Source organism: Microbacterium sp. AR7-10 (assembly GCF_001878835.1).
Classification (GTDB): Bacteria; Actinomycetota; Actinomycetes; order Actinomycetales; family Microbacteriaceae; genus Microbacterium; species Microbacterium commune.
The window spans coordinates 1-16112 of sequence record NZ_MJIR01000074.1 but is presented as its reverse complement, the minus strand read 5'-3'; the positions used below and the strand labels follow the sequence as shown (position 1 = coordinate 16112).

The window sequence follows — 16112 nt, the reverse complement described above, 5'->3', positions numbered from 1 at the left end:
GCGCCCGGTGCCGGTGGACGCCCTCGGGCGGATCGACACGGCGATGTTCGCCGCCGCGCTGGACGGTGCCGCTGTCGCCACCGCGCTCGTCGCGAACAACGAGGTCGGCACGGTCAACGATGCGCGGGCGCTCAGCCTGTCGGCTGCGGCGGCCGGGGTTCCGCTGCATCTCGACGCGGTCTCAGCCTGCGGCCACGTGCCCCTCGTCTTCCGCGATCTGCGGGGCGACGCGTCCGCCGGCACGGGTCTCGTGGCGATGAGCATCGCCGGCCACAAGATCGGGGCCCCCGTCGGAACGGGGATGCTGGTGGCGTCCCGCAGCGCCCGGATCGCACCGCTGCTGCACGGCGGGTCGCAGCAGCGCGGTCTCCGCGCCGGGACGCAGGACGTGCCGGGGGCGGCGGCCCTCGCCGTCGCGCTGGAGGAGGCCGAGGCCGAACGCGAGCGCGAGAGCACCCGGCTCGCCGCGCTGCGCGACCGGCTCATCGCCGGCGTCCTGGCCGCGGTCCCCTCCGCGGCGCTGCTCGGCGATCCGCTCGATCGCCTGCCCGGCAATGCGCACCTGCTGTTCCCGGGAGCGGTGGGGGAGAGCTTGCTGTTCCTGCTCGACATGGCCGGCATCTCGGCATCCACCGGATCCGCCTGCCAGGCCGGCGTCGCCGAGCCCTCCCACGTGGTGCTGGCGATGGGGCGCAGCGAGCAGGACGCCCGAAGCGTGCTGCGGTTAACCCTCGGGGCGACGTCGACGGAGGCGGACGTCGACGCCGTTCTCGTCGCGATCCCGGATGCCGTGGCGCGTGCCTCGCGCTGACGGGAGCCGTCCAGCCGGGCGCTCGTAGACTGGAGCCCATGCGAGTTCTGGCGGCCATGAGCGGCGGTGTCGATTCGGCGGTGGCGGCCGCGCGCGCCGTCGACGCCGGACACGAGGTGGTCGGCGTGCACCTCGCGCTGTCCCGCGCCGGCGGCACGCTGCGCACCGGCAGCCGCGGCTGCTGCACCGTCGAGGACGCCCTGGATGCCCGGCGCGTGGCGGATCTGCTCGGCATACCCTTCTACGTGTGGGACTTCTCGGAGCGGTTCCGCGACGACGTCATCGAGGACTTCATCTCGGAGTACAGGGCGGGCCGCACCCCCAACCCGTGTCTGCGCTGCAACGAGAAGATCAAGTTCGCGGCTCTGCTGGAGCGAGCGATCGAACTCGGCTTCGACGCGGTCTGCACCGGTCACTACGCGAGTCTCGTCGACGGCGCCGGAGGGCTCGAGCTGCACCGCGCGTCGGACTCCGCGAAGGACCAGTCCTACGTGCTCGGTGTGCTGAACGCCGAGCAGCTCGCGCACACCTATTTCCCCCTCGGTGACACGCCCTCGAAGGCACTGGTGCGCGCCGAGGCGGCTGAACGCGGCATCACCGTCGCGCAGAAGCCGGACAGCCACGACATCTGCTTCATCCCCGATGGAGACACCCGCGGCTGGCTGGCCGAGAAGGTCGGGACCGCCGTGGGTGACGTCGTCGACCGCAACGGCGATGTCGTCGGCACGCACGAGGGCGCGCACGCGTTCACCGTGGGACAGCGCCGCGGTCTGCGACTGGGAGTGCCCGCCCCCGACGGCAAGCCGCGCTTCGTGCTCGAGGTGCGGCCGGTGTCGAACACGGTGGTCGTCGGTCCGAAGGAGGCGCTGGCGATCGCCGAGATCGCAGGGGAGCGCTTCTCCTGGGCGGGGGCCGCCCCCGAGGCATCCGACTTCGCGTGCGAGGTGCAGATCCGCGCGCACGCCGATCCCGTACCCGCCCGTGCGCACGTGAGCGATGGCGGTGTGCGCGTGGTGCCGGACGTGCCGCTCGACGGCGTGGCGCCGGGCCAGAGTGCCGTCATCTACGTCGGCACCCGCGTACTCGGGCAGTTCACGATCGACACGACCGTGTCGGCCGTCCCCGTCGACGCCTGAGCATCCGCCGCCGGACGCGCGTCCCGTGGCCTGTCGGTGCTCGCTCGTAGACTTGCCGGGTGCCTGAGAACATCTCGCTGACCGACGCCCGCGCCGAAGCCGAAGAGCTCACGACTCGCATCCTCGAGGCGAAGGACGCCTATTACGGCCGCGACACGTCGCTCGTCGACGACACGACCTACGACGGGTGGATGCGGCGACTCGAAGAGCTCGAACGACTGCATCCCGAGCTGCAGGGCCAGGATTCGCCCACGCAGATGGTCGGAGCAGCGGAGTCGACCGGGTTGGCGACGATCGAGCACGCCGAGCGGATGCTGAGCCTCGACAACGTGTTCTCCGTCGACGAGCTGCGCGAATGGGCGGCGAAGGCCACGGCATCCGCCGGGCGGGAGATCGCCTGGCTCACCGAGCTGAAGATCGACGGGCTGGCCATCAACCTCCGGTACGAGAACGGCGTGCTCACCTCGGCCGCCACCCGCGGTGACGGGCGGGTGGGGGAGATCGTGACCGAGAACGCCCTGCGTCTCGCCGACATCCCCGAGCGTCTGCGCGGTGAGGGGCACCCGGATATCGTCGAGGTGCGCGGCGAGGTGTTCATCCCCGTCGCGGCCTTCGAGCGGCTCAACGCCGCCCAGGCGTCGTTCCGCGAGCGGGCGCACGCCGACGCACGCGATCGGTGGGAGGCGCGACCGGGGGCCAAGAAGCCGTTCGATGACGAGAAGGCGCGCACCGCAGCCGCGCGCCGATTCCCCGCGTTCGCGAACCCGCGCAACGCCGCCAGCGGCGGACTGCGCCAGCAGATCGACAAGAAGAGCGGTCTCGAGCTCGAAGCCGGCCTGCTTCGCATCGCGTCTCTGTCGCTGTACGTGCACGGCATCGGCGCATGGACGCGGCCGCCGGTCGCCGCGCAGAGCGAGGTGTACGAGCTGCTCGCCGAGTGGGGCCTGCCGACCAGTCCGCACACGAAGGTGTGCCGCAGCATCGACGAGGTCGAGGAGTTCGTTGCGTACTTCGGTGAGCACCGGCACGACGTCGAGCACGAACTCGACGGCATCGTCGTCAAGGTCGACGAGCTGGCGCTGCACGACGAGCTCGGCATCACCAGCCGCGCGCCGCGATGGGCGATCGCGTACAAGTACCCGCCGGAGGAGGTGCAGACCCGGCTGCTCGACATCGTCGTCTCGGTCGGCCGCACCGGACGCGCGACCCCGTTCGCGGTGATGGAGCCGGCGCACGTGGCCGGGTCGGTCGTGCGTCAGGCGACGCTGCACAACAAGGACGTGGTCAAGGCGAAGGGCGTGCTGATCGGCGACACCGTCGTGCTGCGCAAGGCGGGGGACGTGATCCCCGAGGTGCTCGGTCCGGTGGTCGACAGGCGCGACGGCACCGAGCGCGAGTTCGTCATGCCGCAGGCGTGCCCCGAGTGCGGTACGCCGCTGCGCCCGATGAAGGAGGGCGACATCGATCTGCGCTGCCCGAACGCGCGCTCGTGCCCTGCCCAGGTGCGCGGCCGGGTCGAGCACATCGGCTCTCGTGGCGCGCTGGATGTCGAGGCCCTCGGCGAGGTGACCGCCGCGGCGCTCACTCAGCCGAACCGCCCGGCCCTCGCGCCGCTGGAGACCGAGGCGGGACTCTTCGATCTCACCCTCGAGCAGATCGTGCCGATCGAGGTGATCGTGCGCGACTCCGAGACGGGGCTGCCCAAGGAGGACGACGACGGGGTCGTCAAGACCCGTGCGCCGTTCCGCCGCAATCCCACCGCGGCGGAGAAGAAGAACGGACTCGAGGGTCCGCAGCCCTCGTCGCAGGCGGTGAAGCTGCTGGCCGAACTCGAGAAGGCGAAGACCAAGGAGCTCTGGCGGCTTCTCGTCTCGCTGAACATCCGCCACGTCGGTCCGGTCGCCGCCCGGGCCCTCGCCCAGTGGTTCGGCTCGCTCGACGCCATCCGCGCCGCGAGCAGAGACGAGCTCGCCGCCGTCGAAGGCGTCGGCGGGATCATCGCGGACTCGCTGCTGAGCTGGTTCGAGGTCGACTGGCACCAGGACATCGTGCGGCAGTGGGCGGATGCCGGTGTGCAGTGGTCCACACCAGGGCATCCCGGGCCGGGAGCCGCGGCGACCGAGGGCGGAGTGCTCGACGGGCTCACCGTCGTCGCCACGGGAAGCCTCGAGGGCTATTCGCGCGAGGGCGCTCAGGAGGCGATCATGAAGGCCGGGGGCAAGGCGGCATCCTCCGTCTCGAAGAAGACGGATTTCGTCGCGGCCGGCCCCGGTGCCGGGTCGAAGCTCGCCAAGGCCGAGGCGCTCGGCGTGCGGATCATCGACGCCGCACAGTTCCACCTGCTCGTCACCGAGGGGCCGGAGGCGCTCGGATGAGCGACGAGATGAGGAGTGCGGTCTGCGTCGATCTCGCTGCCGCCGACGACCGCTGGAGTCAGGCGCTGCCGGTTCTGCAGGAGCTGCGCCCGCATCTCTCCGCGGAACTGCTCGACCAGGTGCTCCACGAGGGAGCCCCGCAGGGGCTCACGTTCACCGCGGTCTTCGAGGGGGAGCGGTGCGTGGCGGTCGCGGGCTGGCGGATCATCGCGAACACGAGTGCGATCCGCAAGCTGCATGTGGACGATCTGTCGACCTCGGCATCCGAGCGATCCCGCGGATACGGGCGGATGCTGCTCGACCATCTGCGGGAGCGGGCGATCGACGCGGGATGCCACGTGCTCGACCTGGACTCCGGGGTGCAGCGCTTCGCCGCGCACCGCTTCTACCTGCGCGAGCGAATGGACATCGTCTCGCACCACTTCGCGCAACGTCTCGGCTGACGCCGGCGGGACGCTCGACGACGGATTTTCGCGTCCCGCACGGCGTCTGGTGTCTGCGGCGTCAGTCCTTGTGCCGCGGCTTGCGCGCCGGGCGGTCGTCACGCGCATATCCGCCGCGGTCGTCGCGTCCGCCGCGGTCGTAGCCGCCCCGATCATCGCGGTCGCGCGGCGTGCGACGGTTCGGCACGCCACGGTCGGGCCGGATCTCGATGAGCCTGCCCGAGATGCGGGTGTCACGCAGCCTGTCCAGCACCGACGGGTCCATGTTCACGGGCAGCTCGACGATCGAGAAGTCCGGCTTGATGGCGATCGCGCCGAAGTCGTCGCGTCCGAGCCCGCCCTCGTTCGCCAGGGCGCCCACGATCTGACGCGGCTCGACACGGTGGCGACGCCCGACCTCGATGCGGTACGGCGCGTAGTCGCCGCGACCGCGGCGCTCACGGGGGCCGCGATCGGCACGGTCCGACGTGCGGTCCTGGCGCTCGCGCGGGGGACGGCTGTCCCGCTCCACCGCCCGAGACAGCTCGTCGTTCTCCGGGTCCAGCAGCAGCGGGGTATCGCCCTGGGCGACGACGGCCAGAGCTGCGGCGACGTCGGCCTCGGGCACGTCGTGGTTGCGCACGTAGTGGGCGATGATGTCGCGGAACGCCTCGATGCGACGGGTCTCCTCGAGAGCGGACGTGATCGCGTCGTCGAAGCGGGCCAGGCGCGTGGTGTTCACGTCTTCGGTGGTCGGCAGCTGCATCTGGGCCGGAGCCTGGCGGGTCGCCTTCTCGATGTGCTTGAGAAGATAGCGCTCGCGGGGGGTGATGAAGCTGATCGCATCCCCGGTGCGACCGGCGCGTCCGGTGCGTCCGATGCGGTGCACGTACGACTCGGTGTCGGTGGGGATGTCGAAGTTGATCACGTGGCTGATCCGCTCGACGTCGAGACCGCGCGCGGCGACGTCGGTGGCGACCAGGATGTCGAGCTTGCCGTCCTTGAGCTGGTTCACGCTGCGCTCGCGCTGCACCTGCGGCACGTCGCCGTTGATGGCCGCGGCGGAGTAGCCGCGGGCGCGCAGCTTCTCGGCGAGGGTCTCGGTCTCGTTCTTCGTGCGGACGAACACGATCATGCCGTCGAAGTTCTCGATCTCGAGGATGCGGGTCAGGGCATCCACCTTCTGGGCGTACGAGACGACGAGGTAGCGCTGGGTGATGTTCTGATTGGTGGTCGTCTTGCCCTTGATGGCGACCTCTTCGGGCTCGTTCAGGTACTGCTGAGCGAGCCGACGGATCGTCGCGGGCATCGTCGCCGAGAACAGCGCGACCTGCTTGTCCTCCGGGGTCTGGGCGAGGATCTGCTCGACATCCTCGGCGAAGCCCATCTTCAGCATCTCGTCGGCCTCATCCAGCACGAGATACTTCAGCTCCGAGAGGTCGAGCGTGCCCTTCGCCTGGTGATCCATGATGCGGCCCGGCGTCCCGACGACGATGTGCACGCCACGGCGCAGCGCCGACAGCTGCACGCCGTACGCCTGGCCGCCGTACACGGGAAGCACGCGCACGTCCTTCATCCGGGCCGAGTACGCCTCGAACGCCTCGCACACCTGCAGGGCGAGCTCGCGCGTGGGGGCGAGCACGAGCACCTGCGGCGTCTTCTGACCGAGGTCGAGGTTCTCGAGCACGGGCAGCGCGAATGCGGCGGTCTTGCCGGTGCCGGTCTGCGCCGTCCCCAGCACATCGCGCCCCTGCAGCAGCAGCGGGATCGTAGCCGCCTGGATGGGCGACGGGGTCTCGTAGCCGAGATCCTTGATCGCCCTGAGCAGCGAGCCGGTGATGCCCAGCTCCTCGAATCCGGGAGCGGTCGCGCCCTCGTCAGGGGTCTCGGGCGCGTCAGGGGCAGGGGCGATGTCGTCGGCAGTCACCTGTCAACGATAGTGGGTGCGGATGGGAGAGTGCTGGCCGTTCAGCTGCCCGAGGTCAGCGCCAGCAGGCGCTCCTTCACCTGCCGGCGCAGCACCTTGCCGATCAGCGACTTCGGCAGCTCGTCGACGACGAAGACGCGACGCGGCACCTTGTACGGGGTCAGGATGCTGCGCGCGAACGCGCGGATGGCCTCGACATCGACGTCCTTGCCATCCTCCACGACGATCGCGGCGACGACCTCCTCGCCGGAGCGGTCGCTCGGCAGTCCCACGACGGCCGCGTCGACGACATCCGGATGCTGGCGCAGGGCCACCTCGACCTCGGTGGGCGCCACGTTGAAGCCGCCCGTGATGATGAGCTCCTTGATGCGGTCGACGATGCGCACGAAGCCGGCCTCGTCGATCGTGACGATGTCGCCGGTGCGGAACCAGCCGTCGACGAACACCGCCTCGGTCTCCTCGGGCTTGCCGTAGTAGCCGGAGAACACCTGCGGACCGCGCACGATCAGCTCGCCGGCAGAGCCTGCCGGCACGTCGACGGTCGGATTCTCGGGGTCGACCACGCGGCACTCGGTACCGGGAAGCGGCAGGCCGACGGTTCCGGCCACCCGGTTCTCGGCGACGGGGTTGGCCATCAGCACGGGCGAGCACTCGCTCAGCCCGTAGCCCTCGACGAGATAGCCGCCGCTGGCCTCTTCGAACGGCACGACAAGATCGTGAGACAGCGCCATCGCCCCCGAGATCGCGATCTCGGTGCCGGCGAGCGACACGCCCTTCTCCTTCGCCGCGGCCAGCAGCCGTTCGGCGATCGGCGGCACGAGCGGCAGGAAGGTGGCCGGATGCTTCTTCGTCACCTGCAGCACGAGGTCGGGCTCGAACTTCGGGAACAGCACGAGCCGCGCGCCCATCGACATCGCGAAGGTGAGGCACAGCGTGAGCCCGTACGCGTGGAACATGGGCAGCACCGCGTAGACGACGCAGCCGTCGCCGCGCGTGATCGACGGCACCCACGCCTGAGCCTGCGCAGCGTTGGCGAGCAGGTTGCGGTGGGTGAGGGCCGCACCCTTGGGCGTGCCCGTGGTGCCTGAGGTGTACTGGATGATCGCGAGGTCGTCGGTTGCGGGACGCGGGTGCGTGGCCGGGAGCGGTGCGGACTGCACCAGCGAGTCCCACCTGATCGCGCCGCGCACCTTCGAGGTGAGCGCCGCACGCGACTCGCGGGCCTTCGCGATCGGCAGCTTCAGCATCAGCTGCATCCTGCGCGGCATCGCCGTCGTCACGTCGACCGAGACCAGGCTCGCGACCGCGAGATCGGCGGGGAACTCCTGCACGGTCTCGACCACCTTGCTCCACACGATCGCGTGGCGGGCGCCGTGGTCTTCGAACTGCTTGCGCAGCTCACGCGGGGTGTACAGCGGGTTGTGCTCGATCGCCACGGCGCCGAGACGCAGCACGGCGTAGAACGCGATGATGTGCTGGGGGCAGTTCGGCAGCACGATCGCCACCGGATCGCCCGGGCCGACACCGAGGTCGCGGAGGCCGGCGGCTGCCCGCTCGATGGCATCCTGCATCTCGCGGTAGGTCGTCTCGCGGCCGAAGAACTGCAGCGCCGGGGCATCCGGATAGTCGCGCACCGACGCCTCGACGATGTCGATCAGCGAACCGGTCACCGGCGGCAGGTCCTGCGGGACACCTTCGGCGTAGCTTGCGGTCCATGGGCGCGGGGGAACGAACTCGGTCACGAGTTCCAGCTTACGTCTGCGCACCTCGCGCTCTCGTAGACTGGGGTGGTGTCTGAAATCACCCCTGATCTCGTACGCCATCTCGGCGTGCTCGCGCGCATCCAGCTCTCCGACGACGAGGTGACTCAGCTGACCGGTCAGCTCGACGCCATCGTCGACAACATTGCGAAGGTGTCGGAGGTGGCCACGCCAGACGTCGTCGCCACCAGCCACCCGATCGCGATGAGCAACGTCTTCCGTCCCGACGAGGTCGGCGAGACGCTCACCCTCGAGCAGACGCTGAAGAACGCCCCGGATGCCGCCGATGGCCGCTTCCGTGTGACCGCGATCCTGGGAGAAGAGCAGTGAGCGACATCATCCGGCTGACCGCCGCGGAACTCGGCGAGAAGATCTCCGCCGGCGAGATCTCCAGCGTCGAGGCGACGCAGGCCCACCTCGACCGCATCGCCGCGGTCGACGGTGACGTGCACGCTTTCCTGCACGTCAACGAGCACGCCCTCGCTGCGGCCGCCGAGGTCGACGCGCGCCGTGCCGCGGGCGAGCAGCTCGGCCCGATCGCCGGTGTGCCGCTCGCGGTCAAGGACGTGCTCGTCACGACCGACATGCCCTCCACGAGCGGCTCGAAGATCCTCGAGGGCTACATGTCGCCGTTCGATGCCACGGTCGTTGCTCGTTCGCGCGCCGCAGGCCTCGTGCCGCTGGGCAAGACGAACATGGACGAGTTCGCGATGGGCTCGTCGACGGAGTTCTCCGCCTACGGTCCGACCCGCAACCCGTGGGACCTCGACCGCATCCCCGGCGGTTCGGGTGGCGGCTCCGCCGCGGCCGTCGCGGCCTTCGAGGCCCCGCTCGCGCTCGGCTCCGACACCGGCGGATCGATCCGCCAGCCCGCGCACGTCACCGGCACCGTCGGCATCAAGCCGACCTACGGCGGCGTCAGCCGCTACGGCGCGATCGCGCTGGCATCCAGCCTCGACCAGGTCGGCCCGGTCACCCGCACCGTGCTCGACGCCGGTCTGCTGCACGATGTGATCGGCGGTCACGATCCGAAGGACTCCACCTCGCTTCCGCAGGAGTGGCCGTCATTCGCCGCAGCCGCCCGCGAGGGCGCGTCGGGTCAGGTGCTCAAGGGACTGAAGGTCGGCGTCATCACCGAGCTGCCCGACTCCGGCTTCCAGGCCGGCGTCGCCGCATCCTTCCGCGCCTCGCTCGCACTGATGGAGGCGCAGGGCGCCGAGATCGTCGAGATCTCCGCTCCGCACTTCGAATACGGTGTCGCCGCGTATTACCTGATCCTGCCCGCGGAGGCGTCGAGCAACCTCGCGAAGTTCGACTCGGTGCGCTTCGGCCTGCGCGTCACCCCCGACGGCAACCCGACGGTGGAGGACGTCATGTCGGCGACCCGCGAAGCCGGCTTCGGCCCCGAGGTCAAGCGCCGCATCATCCTCGGCACCTACGCCCTGTCTGCCGGCTACTACGACGCCTACTACGGCAGCGCGCAGAAGGTGCGCACGCTCATCCAGCAGGACTTCGCCCGCGCCTTCGGGCAGGTCGACGTCATCGCGACGCCCTCGGCGCCGACGACCGCGTTCAAGATCGGCGAGAAGATCGACGACCCGCTGCAGATGTACCTGAACGACCTGACGACGATCCCGGCGAACCTGGCGGGGGTGCCCGGCATCTCGATCCCGTCGGGCGTGGCGGCAGAAGACGGCCTGCCCGTCGGCATCCAGTTCCTCGCCCCCGCGCACGAGGATGCTCGTCTGTACCGCGTCGGCGCGGCTCTCGAAGCCGCGCTGCTCGACTCGTGGGGTGAGCCGCTGCTCGCCCGCGCTCCGCAGCTGCTGGGAGGAACCCGCTGATGGCCACCGCCAAGCTCATGGACTTCGACAAGGCCCTCGAACTGTTCGAGCCCGTGCTCGGATTCGAGGTGCACGTCGAGCTGAACACCCGCACGAAGATGTTCTCGGATGCCCCGAACCCGGCGAACGACGAGTTCCACGGTGCCGAGCCGAACACGCTCATCGCCCCGGTCGACCTCGGCCTGCCCGGTTCCCTCCCCGTCGTCAACGCCACGGCGGTGCGCTCGTCGATCAGCCTGGGCCTCGCGCTCGGCTGCTCGATCGCCGAGTCCAGCCGCTTCGCCCGGAAGAACTACTTCTACCCCGACCTGGGCAAGAACTACCAGATCTCGCAGTACGACGAGCCGATCGCCTTCGAGGGATCGGTCGAGGTCGAACTCGAGGACGGCACCCTGGTGACCATCCCGGTCGAGCGGGCGCACATGGAGGAGGATGCCGGCAAGCTGACCCACATGGGCGGCGCGACCGGCCGCATCCAGGGCGCGGAGTACTCGCTGGTGGACTACAACCGCGCGGGTGTCCCGCTCGTGGAGATCGTCACGAAGCCGATCTTCGGCGCCGAGCACCGTGCGCCCGAGTACGCGAAGGCGTACATCGCCGCGATCCGCGACATCGTCCGCGGACTGCGCATCTCGGAGGCGCGTCTTGAGCGGGGCAACCTGCGCTGCGACGCAAACGTGTCGCTGCGTCCCCGTGGCCAGGAGAAGCTGGGCACCCGCACCGAGACGAAGAACGTCAACTCGATGCGGTCCGTCGAGCGGGCCGTGCGCTACGAGATCCAGCGTCAGGCCGCGATCCTCGCCGATGGCGGCACGATCATCCAGGAGACGCGCCACTGGCACGAAGACACCGGCACCACCTCGCCGGGCCGTCCGAAGTCGGATGCCGACGACTACCGCTACTTCCCCGAGCCCGATCTGCTGCCCGTGCAGCCGTCGCGCGAGCTCGTGGAGGAGCTGCGCGCCGCGCTGCCCGAGCAGCCCGTGGCGCGTCGGCGTCGTCTGAAGGCCGACTGGGGCTTCACCGACCTGGAGTTCCAGGACGTGCGCAACGGCGGGCTGATCGACGAGGTCGAGGCCACGATCGCGGCCGGTGCCGCACCGGCCGCGGCGCGCAAGTGGTGGACGGGGGAGATCACCCGCATCGCCAACGCTCAGGATCGCGACGCCGCCGGTCTGGTCTCACCCTCCGACGTCGCGGCGCTGCAGGGCCTGGTGGATGCCGGGACGCTGACCGACAAGCTCGCCCGTCAGGTGCTTGAGGGAGTCATCGCCGGTGAGGGCTCGCCGCAGCAGGTGGTCGACTCCCGCGGCCTGGCGGTCGTCTCTGACGACGGCGCGCTGATCGCCGCGATCGACGACGCCCTGGCCGCTCAGCCCGATGTGCTGGCGAAGATCAAGGACGGCAAGGTGCAGGCGGCAGGCGCGGTGATCGGCGCCGTGATGAAGGCGATGAAGGGCCAGGCCGACGCCGCGCGCGTACGCGAGCTGGTCCTCGAGCGCGCCGCGCAGTGACCGCTTCGGTGCCACCGACGCGATGTCGGTGGCACCGGTCAGGATGGATGCATGGGACGCGGTGACGGATCGGGCCGCATCGTGTCGCCCGCGGGCGCGGACGACACCGGCACGGGCATCCTGCACGTCGACATGGATGCCTTCTACGCGGCCGTCGAGGTGCTCTACGACCCCTCGCTGAAGGGGCTGCCGCTGATCATCGGCGGCCGCGAGGGGCGCTCGGTCGTGTCGAGCGCGTCGTACGAGGCGCGTCGGTTCGGGGTGCGCAGCGCGATGCCGGTCGCCCACGCGCTCCGGCTCTGTCCCACCGCCCGCGTGGTGTCGCCGGATTTCACGCGCTACCGGGCGGTCTCGGCGCAGGTCATGGCGGTCTTCCAGAGCATCACCCCGCTCGTCGAGCAGCTCTCGATCGACGAGGCGTTCCTCGATGTGCGCGGAGTGCGCCGTCTGTGGGGGAGCCCCGGTGAGATCGCGGCCCTCATCCGGCGGCGGGTGCGCGACGAGGTCGGGATCACGTGCAGCGTCGGGGTCGCGGCCACGAAGCACGTCGCGAAGATGGCATCCACCGTGTCGAAACCCGACGGGATGCTCGTGGTGCCTGCGATGCGGACACAGGAGTTCCTCGATCCGCGTCCGGTCGGCGCCATGTGGGGCGTCGGGCCGAAGGCGGCCGAAGCCCTCGAACGCCGCGGCATCCGTCTGATCCGCGATGTGCGCGAGGCGTCGCCCGAGGCGCTGGAGCGCGCTGTCGGCCCTGCGCTCGGGCAGCGGATCCAGGATCTCGCCCGCGGGCTCGATGCCCGCCAGATCGAGACGGAGCGCGCGGAGAAGAGCATCGGTCACGAGGAGACCTTCGACCGTGACATCGAGGATCGCGACCTGCTCCGCTCGGAGCTGCTGCGCCTCGCCGACCGCGTCGGTGCACGGCTGCGCACCTCGGGATGGCATGCGGGCGCGGTGGCGATCAAGGTCCGCTTCGCCGACTTCACCACGCTGAGCCGCACCGTATCGCTGCCCGAGCCGACCGATGTCGGCCAGCGCATCGGCGAGACCGCCATCGCACTGTTCGCGCAGATCGAGCGCCGCGACCCCGTGCGCCTGGTCGGCGTGCGGGCCGAGAAGCTGCGTCCGGCAGGCGCATCGGCGATGGCGCTGTGGGACGACGACGAAGACCAGCGACGGCTCGAGGGCACGCTCGATGACGCGCGGGCGCGGTTCGGCGTCGGCATGATCACCCGCGCGCGCCACGTCGGTGCGACCGAACGGCGGTCCGGTGGCGGCGTCGAGCCACGGCCGTTCGGTCGCGAGTGACCGGCGTCGCCGGTTCGATAGCGTGGGGTCATGCCGTCATCCGCCGCCCCTGATCCCTTCGGAGAGCGCCTCAGCGCCGCGACGCTGCGCATCTGCGACGCGGTCACCGCGGTGTCGGCATCGAACCCGGTCGTGGTCATCGACGGCCGCAGCGGGGCGGGCAAGAGCAGTCTCGCCGCTCGCGTCGCCAGGGCGTGGCCGCTGAGCACGCCCGTGCAGCTGCTCGCGCTCGATTCGGTGTACCCCGGATGGAGCGGACTCGAACGTGGTGCGGAGATCGCCCGGGAGCAGGTGCTGCGTCCGCACGGTCGTGGCCTGATCGGCATCTGGCGCCGGTGGGACTGGGAGCTGCAGGAAGAGGCGGAGGCCCACGCCGTCGACCCGGCGCTGGGCCTGATCGTCGAGGGATGCGGTGCGCTGACGCGCGCCGCTGCGGCCCTCGCGGACGTCACCGTCTGGGTCGACGGCCCGAAGGATTCACGGCGTCGACGCGCGCTCGAACGCGACGGCGACGGCTTCCGCAACCACTGGGACATGTGGGCGGACCAGGAGGACGCCCACATCGCACGGCACGAGCCGCAGACACTCGCGCACGTGCGGGTCGCTACGCCGTAGCGGCGTCCGCATCGTCAGCGCGCTGGATCAGGTCATCCAGCCGATACCCGAGCCAGTCGTACACGTGGAACCGCGCGTCCTCCGGGTCGTGATGGTCGTCGTGGTCGACGCCGAGGCGCGACGCGACCACCAGCCGGATGGCGGCGAGCGTGCGCATCCAGGCGTCGACGCGCGCGTCGGGGATGACGACGTCGTGTGGGGCGAGGGGGTCCCCATCGCCCTCGGTGTCGAATTCGACGAGGTCCTCGCGCATGACGAGGGCGTCCTTGCGCCGGCGGTCGAACAGCTCGTCCCTGGTGCCGCGGCGGAACTCCGCTGCGGCGGCGTCGTCGTCGGGGTACGCCGTCGGCGCGAGTCTCGCCAGCGCGGGGTCGGCGCTGGTGCGCGGGCCGCCGACGAGCTCGAGGAACTCGTCGATCAGGTGCAGCAGGTTGCGTCCTTCGATCCGGGCGATCGAAATCGAGACGCTCACTGCGGAACCCGTCGGATGGTGGCCCACAGCCCGAAGTCGTGCATCGCCTGGGCGTGCACCTCCATCGTCTCCCGCGGCCCGGTGGCGACGACGGCGTGTCCTTCGTGGTGCACCGCGAGCATGAGGGCCGTCGCGTGCTCTTCGGGGTAGCCGAAGTAGCGGCGGAACACGCGCACGACGTAGCTCATGAGATTGACCGGGTCGTCCCACACGACCAGCTGCCAGGGCACGAGCGGGGCGACCGTGAGCTGATCGTCGAGCAGCGGTGTGGATGCCGGGATGCTCATGCCCACCCCAGTTCGTGCAGCTGCTCGTCGTCGATGCCGTAGAAATGCGCGATCTCGTGGACCAGCGTTGTGTGGATCTCGTCACGCAGCCCGGCCTCGTCCTCGCAGGCAACGAGGTGCGCGTGCCGGTACACGACGATGCGGTCGGGCAGCTCGCCGGTGCCGTACTGGCCCCGCTCGGTGAGGGCGACCCCCTCGTACAGGCCGAAGAGGTCGCTGCCGTCCTCGGGCTCGTCCTCGACCACGAACACGACGTTGTCGAGTCCGTCGACCATGTCGTCCGGCAGCCTGTCGAGCTCGTCCACGACGAGCGCCTCGAACTCCTCGGCCGTCATGTCCATGCCGCCGGCGGACGGAGCCGGCGAGTCGTGATCGAGTGAGGAGGACATGCTTCGATGCTAGCCGGGGCGTGCCCCGTGCCGGGCGGTCCTGCCATGACCCGACCTGCATCACCATGCTGCCGCTGAAGAAGCACGGCTGACGCGACGAAGCCCCCGGGATCATGACGAACCCGGGGGCTTCTCTGGGGTGCCTGGGTAGCACGTTCGGCAACCCCTCCCCGAAGACGAAGACCCTAGTCAACCGCATGAATCGTGGTGTGTACGAGGTCTCGCGGCGTCCCCTGAGTAGCGCTCCGAGGGACGATCGGGGGCCAGTCGTAAGGACTGTCGAGACGGCTCAAACTTTTCTGACCGCTGCTGAGGTGGACGCTCTCGTGGGCGACTACCTGGCCGGGATGGGCGTCAAGCACCTCGCGGAGCGGTACGGAATCCATCGTGCCACGGTGTTCTCCCACCTCCGTCGTCGCAACGTACCGAGCCGTCGGCCCGGGCTCGGCATTGATGAGAAAGCGGAGGCCGTGCGCCTTGCGCGAGCGGGAGTCTCGATGCGGGCGATCGGTCGCCGGATGGGTGTCCACCGCACGGCCGTGCGAGCGGCGCTGGTCGAGGCTGGGCTCATCATGGACGACGCCAGCGACGGTTCATAACGCACCTCCGCGCCGCTGATCCCCCAGGGCTGTCGGCGCACGTCGTCGGTGACGAACGCCGAGAGGAACCGACGATGCCGAGCTTGAGTGAACTGGCGACCGACGAACGAACGGCGCGAATGGCGCGGTCTATGCTCGTCGAACCCAACGATCCGGTGATGGGCCGCATCCTGGCTCGCCTCGGAGCTGTTGAGCCGCTCGCCGAACGCGATGGAGCGGTGGTGCGCCTCGCCGTGGATGCGCAGGTCTGGCGCGCCCGTTTCAGCGCACCGGAGGCGAAGGACGTGGCTATGAGCATCGCCCAGGTTCAGCAGTCTGACGTCCGAGCGCCGTCTCGATCGTCGACGCCGATTCGGGACCGGATGAGCTGGACCTAGCCGCAACCGACTACGAGGTGCCCGCGTCCATTGGCTGAGCGGCACGGCGGACCGCTGCCGATCCGGGCCGACCTGGCCACCTGAGAGCGCTCTCAGGCGCGAGCACACCGCTGAATCGGCTGGGATATCGTTCGGCCATGGCAAGGGCGGAGCGATGAATCACGGCACCAGCACGAGCTCGTCTCGCGCGCCGGAGCCGCTGCGCGGCGTCATCGGGGTTCGAGCCCGAGCAGCGCTGGCCGCCACCATCATCGTCGCCGTCGCGCTCGCGCT

Annotated in this window: 16 protein-coding genes; 11 read left to right on the top strand and 5 right to left on the bottom strand. The window is 70.2% G+C overall.

Translation table 11 applies throughout. The features are described 5' to 3' along the window. The 4 genes from BFN01_RS10370 to BFN01_RS10355 all read left to right on the top strand — a co-directional run. Window positions 1-811, top strand: an 811-nt coding sequence (locus BFN01_RS10370) for a cysteine desulfurase family protein (RefSeq protein WP_071644119.1), incomplete at its 5' end; no start/stop codon positions are given. A 38-nt stretch (window positions 812-849) separates the two neighbouring features. Further along, window positions 850-1947, top strand: coding sequence for a tRNA 2-thiouridine(34) synthase MnmA (mnmA, locus tag BFN01_RS10365; RefSeq protein ID WP_071644110.1), 1098 nt, complete (start codon window positions 850-852; stop codon window positions 1945-1947). Between the two features lie 59 nt (window positions 1948-2006). Beyond that, window positions 2007-4322 (top strand): NAD-dependent DNA ligase LigA, encoded by a 2316-nt coding sequence (ligA, locus tag BFN01_RS10360; RefSeq protein ID WP_071644108.1) that lies wholly within the window; start codon window positions 2007-2009, stop codon window positions 4320-4322. Next, a complete protein-coding gene (locus BFN01_RS10355) occupies window positions 4319-4765 on the top strand; it encodes a GNAT family N-acetyltransferase (RefSeq protein WP_225211370.1) in 447 nt (148 codons plus the stop codon). Before ligA ends, BFN01_RS10355 begins: the two co-directional genes overlap by 4 nt. A gap of 61 nt (window positions 4766-4826) precedes the next feature. Here BFN01_RS10355 and BFN01_RS10350 read toward each other — a convergent pair whose 3' ends face one another. Then, window positions 4827-6671: a DEAD/DEAH box helicase gene (locus BFN01_RS10350; protein WP_371261022.1), complete on the bottom strand. Its 1845-nt coding sequence runs from the start codon at window positions 6669-6671 to the stop codon at window positions 4827-4829. A gap of 41 nt (window positions 6672-6712) precedes the next feature. Beyond that, window positions 6713-8413, bottom strand: a complete 1701-nt coding sequence (locus tag BFN01_RS10345; protein WP_071644106.1) for a long-chain-fatty-acid--CoA ligase — start codon at window positions 8411-8413, stop codon at window positions 6713-6715. Window positions 8414-8461: 48 nt separating this feature from the next. Here BFN01_RS10345 and gatC point away from each other — a divergent pair, with 48 nt between their 5' ends. From gatC to BFN01_RS10320, 5 genes are read left to right on the top strand one after another with little or no spacing between them, the layout of a single operon-like run. Beyond that, window positions 8462-8761: an Asp-tRNA(Asn)/Glu-tRNA(Gln) amidotransferase subunit GatC gene (gatC, locus tag BFN01_RS10340; RefSeq protein ID WP_071644104.1), complete on the top strand. Its 300-nt coding sequence runs from the start codon at window positions 8462-8464 to the stop codon at window positions 8759-8761. Then, complete coding sequence (gene gatA / locus BFN01_RS10335; protein WP_071644102.1) at window positions 8758-10275, top strand: Asp-tRNA(Asn)/Glu-tRNA(Gln) amidotransferase subunit GatA; 1518 nt, start codon at window positions 8758-8760, stop codon at window positions 10273-10275. The genes gatC and gatA overlap by 4 nt, the downstream gene beginning before the upstream one ends. After that, window positions 10275-11789 (top strand): Asp-tRNA(Asn)/Glu-tRNA(Gln) amidotransferase subunit GatB, encoded by a 1515-nt coding sequence (gene gatB / locus BFN01_RS10330; RefSeq protein ID WP_071644100.1) that lies wholly within the window; start codon window positions 10275-10277, stop codon window positions 11787-11789. The genes gatA and gatB overlap by 1 nt, the downstream gene beginning before the upstream one ends. Before the next feature lie 51 nt (window positions 11790-11840). Continuing rightward, entirely contained in the window at window positions 11841-13100 is a 1260-nt protein-coding gene (gene dinB, locus BFN01_RS10325; RefSeq protein ID WP_071644098.1) for a DNA polymerase IV, read from the top strand. A 30-nt stretch (window positions 13101-13130) separates the two neighbouring features. After that, complete coding sequence (locus BFN01_RS10320; protein ID WP_071644096.1) at window positions 13131-13715, top strand: hypothetical protein; 585 nt, start codon at window positions 13131-13133, stop codon at window positions 13713-13715. Here BFN01_RS10320 and BFN01_RS10315 read toward each other — a convergent pair. The 3 genes from BFN01_RS10315 to BFN01_RS10305 are packed head-to-tail and all read right to left on the bottom strand — an operon-like array spanning window position 13705 to window position 14815. Further along, on the bottom strand, window positions 13705-14187 hold the full coding sequence (locus BFN01_RS10315; RefSeq protein ID WP_071644094.1) for a DUF2017 family protein: 483 nt from the start codon (window positions 14185-14187) through the stop codon (window positions 13705-13707). The genes BFN01_RS10320 and BFN01_RS10315 overlap by 11 nt on opposite strands. Further along, window positions 14184-14474: an ATP-dependent Clp protease adapter ClpS gene (gene clpS / locus BFN01_RS10310; RefSeq protein WP_071644112.1), complete on the bottom strand. Its 291-nt coding sequence runs from the start codon at window positions 14472-14474 to the stop codon at window positions 14184-14186. Before clpS ends, BFN01_RS10315 begins: the two co-directional genes overlap by 4 nt. Beyond that, the gene (locus BFN01_RS10305) at window positions 14471-14815 is read right to left on the bottom strand and encodes a metallopeptidase family protein (protein WP_071644113.1); all 345 of its coding nucleotides are present in this window, start codon (window positions 14813-14815) and stop codon (window positions 14471-14473) included. Before BFN01_RS10305 ends, clpS begins: the two co-directional genes overlap by 4 nt. 362 nt (window positions 14816-15177) lie before the next feature. Here BFN01_RS10305 and BFN01_RS10300 point away from each other — a divergent pair, with 362 nt between their 5' ends. Beyond that, window positions 15178-15462 carry a helix-turn-helix domain-containing protein gene (locus BFN01_RS10300; RefSeq protein ID WP_177243847.1) on the top strand — a complete coding sequence of 95 codons (285 nt, stop codon included), beginning with the start codon at window positions 15178-15180 and terminating at the stop codon, window positions 15460-15462. A gap of 131 nt (window positions 15463-15593) precedes the next feature. Continuing rightward, window positions 15594-15839, top strand: coding sequence for a hypothetical protein (locus BFN01_RS15650; protein ID WP_200881029.1), 246 nt, complete (start codon window positions 15594-15596; stop codon window positions 15837-15839). Window positions 15840-16112 lie beyond the last annotated feature (273 nt).

Bases quoted from the DNA above. Each gene is read 5' to 3' on its own strand.
- dinB (WP_071644098.1), top strand. From the start codon at position 11,841: ATGGGACGCGGTGACGGATCGGGCCGCATCGTGTCGCCCGCGGGCGCG.
- BFN01_RS10355 (WP_225211370.1), top strand. From the start codon at position 4,319: ATGAGCGACGAGATGAGGAGTGCGGTCTGCGTCGATCTCGCTGCCGCC.
- mnmA (WP_071644110.1), top strand. From the start codon at position 850: ATGCGAGTTCTGGCGGCCATGAGCGGCGGTGTCGATTCGGCGGTGGCG.
- BFN01_RS15650 (WP_200881029.1), top strand. From the start codon at position 15,594: ATGCTCGTCGAACCCAACGATCCGGTGATGGGCCGCATCCTGGCTCGC.
- clpS (WP_071644112.1), bottom strand. From the start codon at position 14,474: ATGAGCATCCCGGCATCCACACCGCTGCTCGACGATCAGCTCACGGTC.
- BFN01_RS10305 (WP_071644113.1), bottom strand. From the start codon at position 14,815: ATGGACATGACGGCCGAGGAGTTCGAGGCGCTCGTCGTGGACGAGCTC.
- BFN01_RS10320 (WP_071644096.1), top strand. From the start codon at position 13,131: ATGCCGTCATCCGCCGCCCCTGATCCCTTCGGAGAGCGCCTCAGCGCC.
- gatB (WP_071644100.1), top strand. From the start codon at position 10,275: ATGGCCACCGCCAAGCTCATGGACTTCGACAAGGCCCTCGAACTGTTC.